This window comes from Phenylobacterium sp. GW823-FHT02A09, assembly GCF_058797775.1.
On the sequence record NZ_JBXAJZ010000001.1, the window covers coordinates 738,904 to 754,585 of the forward strand.

General features: G+C 69.1%; 14 protein-coding genes. 9 read left to right on the forward strand and 5 right to left on the reverse strand.

The features are described from left to right. The first annotated feature begins 38 nt into the window (after positions 1-38). On the forward strand, positions 39-1,349 hold the full coding sequence (locus tag AC1Q87_RS03815; protein WP_492607650.1) for a M20/M25/M40 family metallo-hydrolase: 1,311 nt from the start codon (positions 39-41) through the stop codon (positions 1,347-1,349). Here AC1Q87_RS03815 and metC read toward each other — a convergent pair. Beyond that, positions 1,346-2,539, reverse strand: coding sequence for a cystathionine beta-lyase (gene metC / locus AC1Q87_RS03820; RefSeq protein WP_492607651.1), 1,194 nt, complete (start codon positions 2,537-2,539; stop codon positions 1,346-1,348). The genes AC1Q87_RS03815 and metC overlap by 4 nt on opposite strands. Positions 2,540-2,645: 106 nt before the next feature. Between metC and AC1Q87_RS03825 the strand changes: the two genes are divergently transcribed. Then, positions 2,646-3,704, forward strand: coding sequence for an amino acid ABC transporter substrate-binding protein (locus tag AC1Q87_RS03825; protein WP_492607652.1), 1,059 nt, complete (start codon positions 2,646-2,648; stop codon positions 3,702-3,704). Here the strand turns inward: AC1Q87_RS03825 and sseA are convergent. From sseA to AC1Q87_RS03840, 3 genes are all read right to left on the reverse strand, one after another. After that, on the reverse strand, positions 3,701-4,531 hold the full coding sequence (gene sseA / locus AC1Q87_RS03830) for a 3-mercaptopyruvate sulfurtransferase (protein ID WP_492607653.1): 831 nt from the start codon (positions 4,529-4,531) through the stop codon (positions 3,701-3,703). The genes AC1Q87_RS03825 and sseA overlap by 4 nt on opposite strands. 2 nt (positions 4,532-4,533) lie before the next feature. Further along, positions 4,534-5,532 (reverse strand): cysteine synthase A, encoded by a 999-nt coding sequence (locus AC1Q87_RS03835; protein ID WP_492607654.1) that lies wholly within the window; start codon positions 5,530-5,532, stop codon positions 4,534-4,536. A gap of 86 nt (positions 5,533-5,618) precedes the next feature. Then, on the reverse strand, positions 5,619-6,875 hold the full coding sequence (locus tag AC1Q87_RS03840) for a class I SAM-dependent methyltransferase (RefSeq protein ID WP_492607655.1): 1,257 nt from the start codon (positions 6,873-6,875) through the stop codon (positions 5,619-5,621). 185 nt (positions 6,876-7,060) lie between these two features. Here AC1Q87_RS03840 and kdsA point away from each other — a divergent pair, with 185 nt between their 5' ends. Genes kdsA through AC1Q87_RS03865 form a run of 5 tightly spaced genes read left to right on the forward strand, consistent with a single transcriptional unit; the run spans position 7,061 to position 12,560 of the window. After that, positions 7,061-7,906 carry a 3-deoxy-8-phosphooctulonate synthase gene (gene kdsA, locus AC1Q87_RS03845; protein ID WP_492607656.1) on the forward strand — a complete coding sequence of 282 codons (846 nt, stop codon included), beginning with the start codon at positions 7,061-7,063 and terminating at the stop codon, positions 7,904-7,906. A 19-nt stretch (positions 7,907-7,925) separates the two neighbouring features. After that, entirely contained in the window at positions 7,926-9,380 is a 1,455-nt protein-coding gene (rfaE2, locus tag AC1Q87_RS03850; RefSeq protein WP_492607657.1) for a D-glycero-beta-D-manno-heptose 1-phosphate adenylyltransferase, read from the forward strand. Beyond that, positions 9,377-10,375, forward strand: coding sequence for an ADP-glyceromanno-heptose 6-epimerase (rfaD, locus tag AC1Q87_RS03855; protein ID WP_492607658.1), 999 nt, complete (start codon positions 9,377-9,379; stop codon positions 10,373-10,375). Before rfaE2 ends, rfaD begins: the two co-directional genes overlap by 4 nt. Positions 10,376-10,388: 13 nt before the next feature. Next, positions 10,389-11,513 (forward strand): DUF3089 domain-containing protein, encoded by a 1,125-nt coding sequence (locus AC1Q87_RS03860; RefSeq protein ID WP_492607659.1) that lies wholly within the window; start codon positions 10,389-10,391, stop codon positions 11,511-11,513. Positions 11,514-11,567: 54 nt separating this feature from the next. After that, positions 11,568-12,560, forward strand: a complete 993-nt coding sequence (locus AC1Q87_RS03865; protein ID WP_492607660.1) for an NADP-dependent oxidoreductase — start codon at positions 11,568-11,570, stop codon at positions 12,558-12,560. Between the two features lie 8 nt (positions 12,561-12,568). Here AC1Q87_RS03865 and recG read toward each other — a convergent pair whose 3' ends face one another. Then, positions 12,569-14,644, reverse strand: a complete 2,076-nt coding sequence (gene recG / locus AC1Q87_RS03870; RefSeq protein ID WP_492607661.1) for an ATP-dependent DNA helicase RecG — start codon at positions 14,642-14,644, stop codon at positions 12,569-12,571. A 75-nt stretch (positions 14,645-14,719) separates the two neighbouring features. Here recG and AC1Q87_RS03875 point away from each other — a divergent pair, with 75 nt between their 5' ends. Next, positions 14,720-15,313 (forward strand): hypothetical protein, encoded by a 594-nt coding sequence (locus AC1Q87_RS03875; protein WP_492607662.1) that lies wholly within the window; start codon positions 14,720-14,722, stop codon positions 15,311-15,313. A 63-nt stretch (positions 15,314-15,376) separates the two neighbouring features. Then, a complete protein-coding gene (locus tag AC1Q87_RS03880; protein WP_492607663.1) occupies positions 15,377-15,667 on the forward strand; it encodes an FAD assembly factor SdhE in 291 nt (96 codons plus the stop codon). Positions 15,668-15,682: the final 15 nt, after the last annotated feature.

The following is a 15,682-nucleotide window of genomic DNA, read 5'->3' on the forward strand; positions in this document are numbered from 1 at the left end:
CGGGCGCCTTGGGCCTTCAAGTCGCTGGGGGATCGCTCGTGACCGGTTTCAAGACCACCGCCGCTGTTCTTTCGGCGCTCGCCATGCTCGCCGCAGGCCCCGTCCACGCCGCCGGGTTAAGCGCCCAGGAACAGAAGCTCGTCCACGCCGCCGCCGCGGAGGAAGCGCGCTCCCTGGAGTTGCTGGAGACGCTGGTCAACATCAACAGCGGCACCCTCAACAAGCCTGGCGTCGAGGAAGTCGGTCGCCGGATGCAGGCCGAGCTGAAGGCGCTCGGCTTCGACGTTCGTTGGGTCCCGATGGCGCAGGTCGATCGCGCGGGGCACGTGGTGGCGGTCCACAAGGGATCGGGCAAGGGGCGGCGGATGCTGCTCATCGGCCACCTCGATACGGTCTTCGAACCCGACAGCCTGTTCCAGAAATACGTCCGGCGCGGCGACGTCGCCGAGGGGCCGGGCGTCAACGACATGAAGGGCGGGCTGGTGATCATGGTCGCCGCCCTGCGCGCCATGCAGGCGGCGGGCTCTCTGAAGGACGCTGACATCACCATCGTTCTGACCGGCGATGAGGAACGGGGCGGGCGGCCGCTGTCGGTATCGCGCGCCGAACTGATCAACGCCGCGAAGGCCAGCGACCTGGCTCTGGAGTTCGAGGGCCTCGCCCAGGAGAACGGCAAGGACATGGCCTCGATCGCGCGCCGATCGTCGACCGATTGGACGCTCACGGTCGCCGCCAAGTCGGGGCACTCGTCGGGGGTCTTCAACGACGCCGTCGGCTACGGCGCGGCCTATGAGCTGGCCCGGATCGTCGACGCCTTCCGCGAGCAAGCCCGCGAGCCGAACGCGACCTTCAACGTCGGCTACATGCTGGCGGGGACGACAGCGGCGGCCAACCCCAGCGACACGGGCGGGGTCGCCGGCGGCAAGACCAATATCATTCCGGCCGAGGCGGTGGCCCGGGGCGACCTGCGCACCCTGTCCAACGCCCAGACCGAGAGCATCCGGGCCAAGATGCGGGCCATCGTCGCTCAGCCGCTGAACGGCGCGAGCGCGTCGATCGCATTCGACGACGGCTATCCGGCCATGGCGCCGAGCGAGCCCTCACGACAACTGCTGGGACGCCTCAACGAGGTGAACCGCGACCTTGGGCTCGATCAGATGGCCGAGCTCGACCCGCTGAAGCGAGGCGCCGGTGACATCGGCTTCGTGGGAGACATCATTCCGGGCCTGATCGGCTTCGGCGCGGCAGGCGCGGGCGCTCATGCGCCCGGCGAGACCATGGATGTCAAAAGCCTCGACCGGCAGACGAAACGCGCCGCGCTGTTCATGAGCCGGATGGCCCGGCCCTAGAGGGCGGCGGCGAAGGCCTCGAGGCCCCGGCGCAGGTCCGCCACCAGGTCGTCCTCAGCCTCTAGGCCGATGTGCAGCCGCATCAGCGGGCCGTCATAGGTCGGCGCGAACTTGCGCTTGCCGAGCTGCGGATCGCTGACGATGGCCAGGCTCTCGAACCCGCCCCAGGAGAAGCCCAGGCCGAACAGCTGCAGAGCGTCCAGGAAGGCGTCGGCGGCCTGCGGCGAGCCGCCCCGCAGGACGAAGCCGAAGAGGCCGCAGGCGCCGCTGTAGTCACGGGTCCAGAGGGCATGACCGGCGGCGCCTGGCAGCGCGGGATGGATGACTTCGGCGACCTCTGGCTGTTCGCCCAACCATTGAGCGATCCGCAGCGCGGCGTCGCCCTGGGCTTTCAGCCGGGCCGGGAGCGTGCGCAGGCCGCGCAGCATCTGGTAGGCGTCGTCGGCCGAGACCGACCAGCCGAGGTTGTGCACGCCGTCTTCAAGCTGGCGCACCAGGGCGGCATCGCGCGCAGCCGCCGACCCCATGAATACGTCCGAGTGGCCGCCGACATACTTGGTCAGCGCCTGGACGCTGATGTCGACGCCATGCTCCAGGGGCTTGAAGAGATAGCCGGCGCCCCAGGTGTTGTCGGTCAGCGTCAGGATGCCCTTGGCCTTCGCCAGCGCGGCGACGGCGGCCAGGTCCATCATCTCAAAGGTCAGTGACCCCGGCGATTCCATCATGATCAGCCGGGTCTTTTCGCCGGTCAGATCGATCAGCGCCTGCGGCGACAGCCGCGGGTCGAAATAGCGGACGCTGACCCCGTAGCGCTTCAGGACGTTGTCGCAGAACCGGCGGCTGGGCTTGTAGATGTTGTCGGCGGCGAGCACCTCGTCGCCCGCCTTCAGCACCGCGAGCACGGCGCCGGTCACCGCCGCCAGGCCGGACGGATAGAGGCAAACACCTTCCGCGCCTTCCATCTCGGCCAGCGCACACTTGAGCGCGTCGTGGGCGGCGAGGCCTGCGCGACCGTAGGTCAGGAACGAATCGTCATCGTATAGCGCCGCGGCGTTGGGCAGCAGGACGGTCGAGCCCTTCTGGATCGGGGGGCCGACGGTCTTCACCAGCTCGCAGTCGCGCGCGCCAGCACGGATGAGGCGAGTTTCTGGGGTGACGCGGGTTGACGGGGTGGAGCGAACTTGAGCCATGATCGCGTGGCACTTAGAGCCTCCAGAGCTATGCAATCAAGGAGCGCGGCCAATCTCTCGGCTCAGTATTTCTACGAAGACCACCAGCAGCATCGCCGCGGCGCTGTTGCTGGCCGCCTGCGGGAAGGAACAAGCCGCGCCGCCGCCCGAGCCCGCACCGAAGGTCGAGACGACCGCGCCGGCTGGGGCCTACAAGCCGAAGCCCAGCCCGACGCTGGCCGCTGTGAAGGCCCGCGGGTGGGTTTCCTGCGGGGTCAATCCGGGCTTGCCAGGGTTCGCCTTCGCCGACGACCGCGGAACCTGGCGCGGATTCGACGTCGATATCTGTCGGGCGGTCGCTGCGGCGACGCTCGGCGACGCCAAAGCGGTGCGTTTCATCAGCGTGGACGCTGCAGACCGCTTCGAGGCGCTACGGAGCGGGAAGATCGACGTGTTGTCGCGCAACACCTCTTGGACGCTGGCGCGCGACGCGGGCGAGGGCGTCGACTTCGCGGCGATCACCTATTTCGACGGGCAAGGCTTTCTGGCGCCCAAGTCCCTGAACCTGACCAGCGCTGACGAACTCAACGGCGCGCGCATCTGCGTTCAGCGCGGCACCGCCAGCGAGACCAACGTCGAGGACTATTTCAAGGCGCGCGCCCTCAAGTACACGCCGGTCGTGACCAAGACCGAGGCCGAGGCTCGCGCGCTCTACCAGGCCGAAGGCTGCGACGCGTTTACGGCCGATGTCTCGGCGCTGGCGTCGGCCCGCTCGGTGATGAACAGCCCGAACGCCCACGTGATCCTGCCGACGGTGATTTCCAAGGAGCCGCTGGCGCCCGTGGTTCGCCAGGATGATCCTGCCTGGACCGACGTGGTGCGGTGGACCGTCTATTCGCTGATCCTGGCCGAGGAGATCGGCGTGAATTCGAAGACCGCGGCCGAGCTGGTCAAGAGCTCCGTCGATCCGAGGATCCGGCGTCTCCTTGGGGCGGAAGGCGATTTCGGGCCGCTCTTGGGCCTGCGGCGCGATTTTGCGCTGCAGGCGATCATTCAGGTCGGCGCATATGACGAGGTCTTCGCCCGCAATCTGGGGGGGCAGTCGGCGCTGAACCTCGAGCGTGGGCACAACGCGCTTTGGAATGCGCCGAAGCCCGGCCTGCTCTACGCGCCGCCCGCGCGTTAGGGGCCGGTGACGACGGGCGCCCCGGCCAGGCCGCCCCACTCGGACCAGGATCCGTCGTAGACGGCGGCGCGAAACCCCAGGCGGGCGAGCGCCAAGGCCAGCACGGAGGCGGTGACGCCCGAACCGCAGGTCGTGACGATCGGCTTGGCGAGATTGACGCCGGCCTGTTCGAAGGCGGCCTTGAGCGCGTCGGCAGGGCGCAGCGTGCCGTCGTCGGCGACGACCTGTTCCCAGGGCAGGTTCGCCGCGCCCGGCATATGGCCCGACCTCAGGCCGGCGCGCGGCTCGGGCGCTTCGCCGCGGAAACGGGCGGCGGAGCGCGCATCGACCATCGTGGCTTCACCCGATTGCAGGATGGCCTGGACGTCCTGGGCGTTGCGCACCAGTTCGGCGTCGAACTTCGGCGCGACGACAACGGGGTCTGGGATCACTTCCCCGGCCTCGGCCGGACGGCCTTCGGCGAGCCACTTGCGCAGACCGCCGTCGAGGACGTGGACCTTGTCGTAGCCCATGGCGCGGAGCGTCCACCAGACACGGGCGGCGGAGCGGATGCCATGGACGTCGTAGACGACGATGTCGGCGTCGCGCGCCAGGCCGAGCGCGCCGGCGGCCTCGGCGAAGGCCTCGGGAGTCGGCAGCATGTGCGGGAGGTCGGTGTCGTGATCGGCGACATGATCAATGTCGAAGAAGACGGCTCCAGGAACATGCCGTTGGAGATACTCCTCGCGGCCGTTGCGGGCTTCGGCGGGCATGTGCCAGCTGCCGTCGACGACGCGGACGGAGCCGAGGCGTTCGGCCAGCCAGGCGGTGGAGACGACCGGATCCATAGCTAGAGCCAGCGCGGGATCGGGAAGCCGCGCTCCGCCAGGAACGCCGGATTGAAGATCTTGCTCTGGTAGCGGGCGCCCTGGTCGCAGAGGATCGTCACGATGGTGTGGCCGGGGCCGAGGTCCTTGGCCATGCGGATGGCGCCGGCGACGTTGATGCCGGTCGAGCCGCCCATCACCAGCCCCTCGTGCTCAACCATGTCGAAGATCACGTTGAGCATCTCGACGTCGTCGATGCGGTAGGGGTGATCGACGTTCAGGCCTTCGAGGTTGGCGGTGATCCGCCCCTGGCCGATGCCCTCGCTGATCGAGGTCCCGTCCGACTTCAGCTCGCCGTCGGCGTACCAGGAATAGAGCGCCGCGCCGTGCGGATCGGCCAGGCCGATCTTGATGTTCGGATTGCGCGCGCGCAGGCCCTCGGCGACGCCGGCCAGCGTGCCGCCCGAGCCGACCGCGCAGATGAAGGCGTCGACCTTGCCGTCGGTCTGCTCCCAGATTTCCGGCGCGGTCGTCTCGACGTGGGCCTGACGGTTGGCGACGTTGTCGAACTGGTTGGCCCAGATCGCGCCGGCCGGCTCCTTGGCGTTCAGTTCCTCGGCCAGGCGACCGGAGTAGCGGACATAGTTGTCGGGGTTGGAGTAGGGGACCGCGTCCACCTCGACCAGCTCGGCGCCGAGCAGGCGGATCGCGTCCTTCTTCTCCTGGCTCTGGGTGCGCGGGATGACGATGGTGGTCTTGTAGCCGCTGGCCGCGCCGACCATGGCCAGGCCGATGCCGGTGTTGCCGGCGGTGCCCTCGACGATGCGCCCGCCGGGCCGCAGCAGGCCGCGGCGTTCGGCGTCGCGCACAATGTAGAGGGCGGCGCGGTCCTTGACCGACGCCCCGGGGTTCATGAACTCGGCCTTGCCGAGAATTTCGCATCCCGTCGCCTCGCTTGCGCGGCGAAGACGGATCAGGGGCGTGTTTCCGATGGCGTCGAGGACGCTTCTGGCGACGGTCATAGCCGACTACTTAAGCCGGGCCGCAGGCGCAGAACAGGGGGCAAACCCCTCAGCTTTCGTCGAACCGACCTAAGCTGTTCTGCGGCCTAGCCCCGCGAAAGACTGAGCTGCACGACATTGGTCCGTTCGGTCCGGAACCCCGCCTCGCAGTAGCTGAGGTAGAAGCGCCAGAGCTTGCGGAACCGCTCGTCGAAGCCCAGCGCGGCGATGTCGTCCCAGGCGCTCTCGAAGCGATGGCCCCATTCGGCCAGGGTGTCGGCGTAGTCCTGCCCGAAGCGGCTGATCCCGGTCCAGGCCAGGCCTGCGCGATCGGTGACGTCCTTCAGCCGCTCCTCGGAAGGCAGCATTCCCCCGGGGAAGATGTACTTCTGAATGAAGTCGGCGCGGCGGCGGTAGGATTCGAAGATCTCGTCGCGGATGGTGATGATCTGCAGTCCGGCCCGGCCGCCAGGGGCCAGCACCTCGCGGATCTTGCCGAAGTAGGTCGGCCAATAGCGCTCGCCGACCGCCTCGAACATCTCGATGGAGGCGACGCGGTCGAACTGGCCCTGGACGTCGCGATAGTCGATCATCCGGATCTCGGCGCGTTCGGTCAGGCCCTGTTCGAAGATCCGCCTGCGGGCGAAGTCGAACTGTTCCTGCGAAATGGTGATGCCGGTGACCTTGGCGCCGACTTCCTTGGCCGCGTATTCGGCGAACCCGCCCCAGCCGCAGCCGATCTCCAGCACGCTTTGGCCGCTTTCCAGTCCCATGCCCTGGGCCAGCGAGCGGTACTTGTTGGTCTGGGCCAGCTCCAGCGCCTCGCCATCATGCGCGTAGCGCGCCGACGAGTAGGTCATCGTCTGGTCGAGCCACTGGGAATAGAAGGCGTTCCCGAGGTCGTAGTGGGCGTGGATGTTCTTACGCGAGCCCTTGCGGGTGTTGGCGTGCAGGCTGTGGCCGATGAAGTTCACCGCACGCACGACCGGATTGCCGATGAAGAAGCGCGCCAGGCGGTCGAAGTTCATGCTGACCGTGCTGAGCACCGCCGACAGGTCGGGGGTGTCCCATTCGCCGGCCATGTAGCCTTCAGCGAACCCGATGTCGCCGGCCGCGAGCACCCGGCGCATGAAGCCGAAGTCGTGGACGATGATGCGTCCATCGACCCCAGGATCGGCGCCCTTGATCCGCAATTCCTGGCCGGACGGCGTGACGAAGGTCAGTGAACCTGCCCGCCAATTCAGCGCCATAAGGCGCGCCGCAAAACGAAATGCGGCGGGCGCGCCGGCGAGGGCCGGCAGCTTGCCGAAGGCCCTGGGTGAGGCGGCCAGGGCCGCCAGCGATGGTTCGTGCGCCAAGCTCATGGTCGCAACCCTCGATTTTCACACCTGCAACACTGCATTTGGGATTGAATAGAATCAACTCCAGTACGCGGGAGCGGTGGAGCTGGTTGCAGAGGTTCACGTTTTCGCGCTTGTGAAGCGGGCGCACGCGCGCCACTTAGGCCCTGGCGCGAGCGCGCCGCAGATCACCCAAATCCGAGATTATCATGACCGCACTGACGCTTAATCGCTGGAATCTCTCGATCGGCGACGGCCAGCCGCTGGTGGTGATCGCCGGCCTGAATGTCATCGAAGACCTGGACCTGGCGCTGGAGACCGGCCGCCACCTGAAGGCGGTCACGGCCGAGCTCGGCCTGCCCTATGTCTTCAAGGCCAGCTTCGACAAGGCGAACCGCTCGTCTGTGAAGAGCTTCCGCGGCCCTGGCCTGAAGGAAGGCCTGAAGATCCTGGCCGAGGTGAAGGCGCAACTGGACGTGCCGATCTGCACCGACCTGCATGAGGTCGAGCAGGCCGAGCCTGTGGCTGCTGTCGCCGATCTCGTGCAGATCCCGGCGTTCCTGTGCCGCCAGACCGACCTGGTGGTGGCGACCGCCAAGGCGACTGGCGCGGCCGGCGGCCTGGTGCACGTCAAGAAGGCGCAGTTCCTGGCTCCGTGGGACACCAAGAACATCCTGAGCAAGATCAAGGAAGTGTCGGACGTCGGCGTGGTCCTGTGCGAGCGGGGCTCGTCGTTCGGCTACAACAACCTGGTGGTCGACATGCTCGGGATCCCGGAGATGAAGAAGCTCGGCGCGCCGGTGACGATCGACGCCACCCACGCGGTGCAGCTGCCGGGCGCCGATCCGCGGACCGGGGGCGCCTCGACGGGGGGGCGGCGCGACGGCGTCGCGATCATCGCCAAGGCGGCGGTGGCCTCGGGCGCCAACGGCGTGTTCTTCGAGTTCCATCCCGATCCGGACAAGGCGCTTTGCGACGGCCCGAGCTGCCTGCCGCTCGACGGCGCGCGCGACCTGCTGGCCAGCGTCAAAGCCGTTCATGCGGCGGTTCAGTAATCGGCGTAGGCTCTGATCCATGGACCTCGCGGCCCTTCAAAAGATCCTTTCGGCCCTGTCGGGCGCCCGCATCGCCTGCGTCGGCGACCTCATGGTCGACCGGTTCGTCTATGGCGACGTGACCCGCGTTTCGCCCGAAGCCCCGATCCCGGTGCTGGCGCGCAAGCGCGAGCTGGTGATGTTGGGCGCGGCCGGGAACGTGGCGCGCAACGCCGCTGCGCTGGGCGGCGAGGTCTGCCTGGTCGGGATGATCGGCGGGGATCCTGAGGGCGTCGAAGCCCTGCGGCTGATCAAGGCCGAGGAGGGCGTCGAAGGCTTCGTGGTCACCGACGCCGCACGGCCCACCACCCTGAAGACCCGCTTCGTGTCCGGCGGCCAGCAACTGCTGCGCGTCGACATGGAGACCAGCGGTCCGGCGAGCGGGGAGGTCGAACAGCGGCTGGTCCGCACGGTGCGCGACGTGGCCAAGGACGCCGGCGTCATCCTGCTGTCGGACTACGGCAAGGGCGTAGTGACGGCCGCCGTCATCGAAGCGTGCCGCGCGTCCGGCGCGCTGATGATCGTCGACTCCAAGGCCCGGTCGTTCGCCCGCTATGGCGCTGTCGACATCGTCAAGCCGAACGCCGCCGAACTGGCGCACGCCACCGACATGCCGACCCAGACCGACGCCGAGATCGAAGCGGCGCTCGCCCACGCCCTGATGCTCTGCGAAGCCAAGGCGATCCTGGTGACGCGCGCGGCCAAGGGGATTTCGCTCGCCGTTCGCGGCGAGCCGGTGCGCCACTTCCCGGGCGTGCCGCGCGAGGTGTTCGACGCTTCGGGCGCCGGCGACACCACGCTGGCGGCGCTGGGCGTGGCCCTGGCCGCCAAGGTCGACGTCGCCGACGCCATCGAGTTCGCGATGCTGGCGTCCGGCGTCGCGGTCGGGAAGGCGGGCACGGCGGTCGTGACCCCTGAGGAGATGATCGAGGCGTCGATCACCGCGCACATGGCGCCGGCCGAAGCCAAGATCGCCACGCCGCAGCGCATGGCCGACGAGATCGCCCGCTGGCGCGCCAAGGGGCTGAAGGTCGGTTTCACCAACGGGTGCTTCGACATCCTGCACCGCGGGCATGTCGCCTATCTGACCCAGGCGCGGGCCTGGTGCGACCGGCTGATCGTCGGCGTGAACTCGGACCGCTCAGTCCGTGAACTGAAGGGCGAGGGACGGCCGGTCAACGACCTGGAGAGCCGGGCCATGGTGCTGGCCGGGCTCGGCTCGGTCGACCTCGTGGCGCCGTTCGACGAGGACACCCCGATCGCGCTGATCGAGGCCGCGCGGCCCGACGTGCTGATCAAGGGCGCCGACTACGCCGAGAGCGAGGTGGTCGGCGGCGACTTTGTGAAGTCATATGGGGGCGAGGTCAGGCTGGCCCAGCTCGTGGACGGCTATTCCACGACCGCGGCCATCGCCCGGATGCAGGAGAAGGCATGACCCGTCGCATCATCTTCGTCACCGGCGGCGCCGGCTTCATCGGTTCCAACATCGTCGCCAAGCTGGCCGAGGATCCGTCTCTGGACGTGGTGGTCTGCGACCGGCTGCGCGAGGCCGAGCTCGGCAAGTGGCGCAACATCGCCAAGCATCCGATCGGCGACTTCGTGGCCCCGGAGGCGATGTTCGACTGGCTGGAAAAGCGCTGGCGGGACGTCGAGCTGGTCGTCCACATGGGCGCCGTGTCGTCGACCACCGAGCCGGACGCCGACAAGATCATCCACTCGAACTTCACGCTGTCGCGCGACCTGTTCCGCTGGTGCGCCGACCACCAGCGCCGGTTCGTCTACGCCTCGTCGGCGGCGACCTATGGCGACTCCACGGACTTCCAGGATCGCGATGACCTGGAGTGGCTGGCGGGCCTGCGCCCGCTGAACACCTACGGCTGGTCCAAGGCGCTGTTCGACCTGTTCGCCGCGCGCCAGGCTGCGCGCGACTACGCGCCGCCGCAGTGGGTCGGCCTGAAGTTCTTCAATGTCTACGGGCCGAACGAAGAGCATAAGCACTCGATGAAGTCGGTGGCCTCGCAGATCTGGCCGAAGGTCCGCGACGGCCATTCCGTTCAGCTGTTCAAGTCCTACCGCGAAGGTGTGCCGGACGGCGGCCAGACGCGTGACTTCGTCTATGTGCGCGACGTCGCCGACGTGATCGGCTGGCTGGCCAAGAACGAGCAGGTGAACGGGGTCTACAACCTGGGTTCGGGAACCGCCCGGACCTTCGAGGACCTGGCGCGCGCGGTGTTCACGGCGGCCGGCCGCGAGCCCGAGATCGAGTACACGCCGATGCCGCCGGCGATCCGCGACAAGTACCAGTACTTCACCCAGGCGAACATGGAGCGGCTGCAGGCCGCCGGCTACAACCAGCCCATGACCACGCTCGAGGACGGGGTGAGCGACTACGTGAAGCGCTACCTGTCCCAGCCCGATCCCTACCGCTAGGCGCAGGGGCGAAATGGCCGATCGTCCCAAGGGTTTTCGGCGTCTGGCGGCCGCGACGATCGTGGTGGTCGCGCTGGTGCTGGCGGCGGCCGGCTATGTCTGGCGCGACGATATCCTGCGAACCCAGCTCGATCCCAAGGAGCCGTTCCAGATCTACGATCCGCCGCCGGCGCCCGACTATGCGCAGCGCTCGGCCTGGGCCCTGATGCCGAACGCGCCGGAAGCTCCGACGGCGGCCGAACCGGCAGCGGACGTGTTCTTCGTCGCGCCGACCACCTTCGACGGCGGCCGCCACTGGAATGCGCCGATCGACGATCCGCAGGCCGACCGCCTGTTCCGTGAGGTCATGGCGCCCAACTATGCCGGGCCGTTCGTCCGGGTCGGACGGATCTTCGCCCCGCGCTATCGCCAGGCCAGCCTCTACACGTTGATGACGCTGCGCGACGACGCCAAGGAGGCGCGCCGCTTCGCCTATGGCGACGTCGCCGAGGCGTTCCGCTACTACGTGGCCCACTACAACCAGGGCCGGCCCTTCGTGATCGTCGGGGTGGAGCAGGGCGGGACGCTGGCCGCGCGGCTGATCGCCGAGGAAGTGGCGCCCAATCCGGCGCTGCGCTCGCGGATCGCCGCCGCCTACCTGATGCAGACCGTCGTGCCGTCCGACAAGCCGCCGCTGCCGCCGTGCATCGCGCCCAAGCAGACCGGGTGCCTGGCGGCCTGGGCGTCGGTCTATGACGGCGAGCCGGAGCGCGCCCAGGCGCTGCTGGACCGTTCGCTGGTCTGGGGCGACGCCGGGCAGTTGATCAATCTCGGCGGCCGCACGCCGATCTGCTTCAATCCGCTGTTCGGGGCCGTGGTCGACGCCGAGGCCCCGGCGCGCCTGAACCTGGGGGCCACCAACGCCACGGGCCTCGAGTGGGGCGCGCGGCCGGCCTTCCTGACCCGCCAGGTCGGGGCCAAGTGCGAGAAGGGCATCCTGCGGGTGACGCGACCGAAGTCGCCGTCGCTGAAGCCGTCTGGCTCGTGGACCGACCGACGGCGAGCGCCCGGCTACAACGTCTTCTTCGCCGACCTGGAGGCCGACGCCGGGGCCCGGGTCGAGGCGCTGTCCGGGCGGGGGGCCAAGCCCGTCGATTGACCCTGACGGGCTTCGGGGATCATCGTCGCCTCACCGCAGGACAGGAGACGCCGGATGGACAACCGCCAGATCGTTCTTGAGCAGATCCCGCAGGGCAAGCTGACACCGGAGCACTTTCGGCTGCAGACCGCGCCGGCCCCGACGCCGGCGGACGGCGAGGTGCTGGTCCGCACCCGCTACATCTCGCTCGACGCGGCCAACCGCGCCTGGATGCAGGGCGCGACCTACCGCTCGGCGCTGCAGGCCGGCGACGTGATGGCCGGCGGATCGGTCGCCGAGGTGGTGGAGAGCAAGGCGGCGGGCCTCAAGGCCGGCGACCTGGTGTTCGCCGACACCGGCTGGCAGGAATACGCTGCGCTCCCGGCCAAGGGGCTGGCGCCGCTCCCTGACCTGAAGCCGCTGACCCACCTGATCAGCGTCTATGGCGTCGCCGGGTTGACCGCGTATTTCGGGTTGATGGAGTGCGGCCGGCCGCAGGCGGGCGAAACGGTCGTGGTGTCGGCGGCGGCGGGATCGGTCGGGTCGATCGTCGGACAGCTGGCCAAGATCAAGGGCTGCCGGGTCGTGGGGATCGCCGGCGGGGCCGAAAAGTGCGCCTGGCTAACGGACGAGCTCGGGTTCGACGCAGCGGTCGACTACAAGGCCGGCGACGTGCGGCGCGCGCTGCGCGGGGCCTGTCCGGACGGAATCGACATCTATTTCGACAATGTCGGCGGCGACGTCTTCGAGGCGGCGCTGTTCAACATGAACAATTTCGGCCGCATCGCCTGCTGCGGCGCGGTCTCGCAGTACGACGGCGCGGCGCCGTCGCATGGGCCGCGCGGGGTGCCGGGCCTGATCGTCACCAAGCGGCTGAACGTTCGCGGCTTCATCGTCTCGGACTTCTACGACCGCCGCGACATTGCGCTGGCCGAGCTGCAGGCCTGGGTCGCCAGCGGCGCCCTCAAGGTGCAGGAGGACGTCATCGAGGGGCTGGAGAACACGCCGGCCGCGCTGGTCGGCCTGCTGGCCGGCGAGAACCGCGGCAAGCGGATGGTGAAGGTCTAGCGAGCGCCCTAGCCGGCGTCCTTCAGGGGCGAGCTCGGCCGCCAGTCGAACAGTTCCTGCAGGACGCGCACGGCCTGGCCGCGCGGCGAGGTCAGCTCGGGGTCGCGCTCGATGATCAGCCGCGCGTCGTCGCCGGCGACCGCGATGAGGTCCTTGTGTGCGACGGGATCGGCGAAGACGTAGGCGGGGAAGCCCGACTGGCGCAGGCCCAGCGCGTCGCCGCCGCCGCGCAGTTCCAGGTCGCGCTCGGCGATCAGGAAGCCGTCGTCGGTGCGGCGCAGGATGTCGAGGCGCTTCTGCGCCGTCTCCGACAGCGGCGGATCGTAGAGCAGCACGCAGGCGCTCTCGCGCGAGCCGCGGCCGACGCGGCCGCGCAGCTGGTGCAGCTGGGCCAGGCCGAAGCGCTCGGCCTGCTCGATGACCATGATGGTGGCGTTGGGGACGTTCACCCCGACCTCGACGACGGTCGTGGCGACCAGCAGGCTGATCTTGCCATCGGCGAAGTCGGCCATGACCGCGTCCTTCTCGGGGCCGGTCATCTTGCCGTGGACGAGGCCGACGCCGGGGCCGATCTTCGCGCGCAGCTCGGCGGCGCGCTTTTCGGCGGCCTTGAGATCTATCAGCTCGGATTCCGAGACCAGCGGGCAGATCCAGAACGCCTGGGCCCCGTGGGCGATGGCCTCGCGCAGGCGGGCCTCGATCTCGTCCAGGCGGCTGGTCGGCACCGCACGGGTGGCGACGGGCGTGCGGCCCGGCGGCTTCTCGTCGATCCGCGAGACATCGAGGTCGCCGTAGACGGTCAGCTCGAGCGTGCGCGGGATCGGCGTCGCCGACATGGCGATCAGGTGGACGGCCTGGCCCTTGGCCTGCAGCCGCTGGCGCTCGGCGACGCCGAACCGGTGCTGCTCGTCGATGACCGCCAGCTGCAGGTTCTGGAAGCCGACGTCGTCCTGGAAGAGGGCGTGGGTGCCGACCGCGACCTGGGCCGCGCCGGAGGCCAGGGCGCGCAGCTTCTCGGCCCGCGCCGCGCCCTTGTCGCGGCCGGTCAGCAGGATGGCGGTGATCCCGTGTTGCGACAGCGGTCCCGAGAGGGTCTCGAAGTGCTGGCGGGCGAGGATTTCGGTCGGGGCCATCAGCGCGCTCTGGCCGCCGCCGGCGGCGACGTCGGCCATGGCCAGCATGGCCACGACCGTCTTGCCGGAGCCGACGTCGCCCTGGACCAGGCGGCTCATGCGGTCGCCGGCCTCAAGGTCGCGGCGGATGTCGCCGAGCGTGCGGTCCTGGGCGCCGGTCAGGCGGTAGGGCAGGTCGGCGCGGACCTTTTCGGCGAGATCGGAGGCGGCGATCTTCGCGGCCGGTTCGGCGCGGCGCTCGGACTTGCGCTGGGCCATGGCCAGCTGGTGGGCCAGCAGCTCGTCATAGGCCAGGCGCCGCGCGTGGGCGGTCTGCGGCGCGAGGTCGAGCTCGGACTGCGGGGCGTGCATGAGGCCGAGCGCCTCGCGCCAGCTCGGGAACCGTTCGCGGGCCAGCCAGGCGGGGTCCTGCCATTCCGGCAGCTCGGGCGCGCGGCCGAGGGCTTCGAGCGCGAACCTGCGCACGGTGCGGGCCGGCAGGCCGGCGGTGGCGGGATAGACCGCCTCGAAGGCCGGGATGTCCTCGGCGCGGTCGGGGGCGACGATGTAGTCGGGATGGGCGATCTGCAGGCCGGCGCCGAAGCGCTCGACCTTGCCGCTGACCAGGCGCTTGGAGCCGAGCGGATGCTTGGCCTCCAGCTGGCCGCCGAAACTGCCGAAGAACACCAGGCTGAGCACGCCGGTCCCGTCGTAGGTCTCGACGCGCCAGGGCTGCTGGGGGCTGCGCGGGCGCTTGTAGGCGTCGATCTGGACTTCGAAGATCTGCACGGCGCCTTCGACGGCGCTGGCGACGGTGGCGTGCTCGCGGCGGATCACCGAGTGCGGGCGCAGGAACGCGACGTCGCGCACGATCGGCCCCGCCAGCTTCTCCAGCAGGGGCGCCACGCGCGCGCCGACGCCCTTCAGGGTCGTGATGGGCGCATAGAGCGGGAAAAGAATCTCGGGCCGCATGGGCGGAACATAGCGCGACCATGGACAGCCTGCGGCGCCCATGATGAAGTTCCGCAAAACCCAGGGGGGAATTTTATGCGTAAAGCGCTTCTGGCGGCCGTCGGCGCGGCCATGCTCGCGGCCTGCAGCCCGCCGGCCGAGCAGGTCGAGCAGGCCAAGGCGCCGGTCGCCGAGCCGGCCGTGCCGGTCGATCCTACGTTCACCGGCCTGACGCGGCCGAAGGGCGACGCCCAGTTCGGCTACTACCTGCCGACCAACGAGGTGAAGGTCGGCGACTACCGACTCGACAACCTGCACGTCGCCGGCCAGATGGGCTTCAACGACTGGGAAAAGGGCGAGCGGACCAAGACCTACGCCCCGGTGATGCTGGAGTTCGTCGACATCACCAGCCCGGCGCGGAAGAACGCGCTCGGCAACGTCGTCTATTCCGTGAAGCTCAAGGTGCTGCCCGAGGCCTACGCCGTCACCGACGAGCGGATCCGGCTGGTCGGCAAGCATCCGAAGCTCGGCGACGTGCGGCTGGACGTGAAGCTGGACCCCGCGGCGCTGAAGAAGACCAAGGGCACGAAGGGCAAGGACGGCCTGACCGTGGCCCAAGGGGCGCTGCAGGTCGGCGACACGCCGTTCAAGGATGTCGCCTTCACCTGGCGCGGCGGCGATTGGGGCTGACGCGTTTTCGGCGAACGCGCTCTGGCGCGCATGGGCGTAGCGGCCTATATCGGCCGCTCGCCCATGAGTATCGATGACACACGACTGAAGCGTTTGAAGTTCCGGGCCTGGCACCGGGGCTTCCGGGAAGCGGACCTCATCCTGGGGCCGTTCGCGGACACCTATGCCCACACGCTGACGCCCGAGCAGCTCGACGCCCTCGAGGCGCTCATGGAGCAGCCGGACCAGGACCTCTACGAGTGGATCGTCGAGCGCACGCCGACCCCGCCTGAGTTCGACGGCGAAATCATGGGCATGATCAAGACCTTCCGCTTCGAAGCTTTCGAGGCGAGGGGAGGACCCCGTGGCGGCTGACGGCTTCCGGGCGCC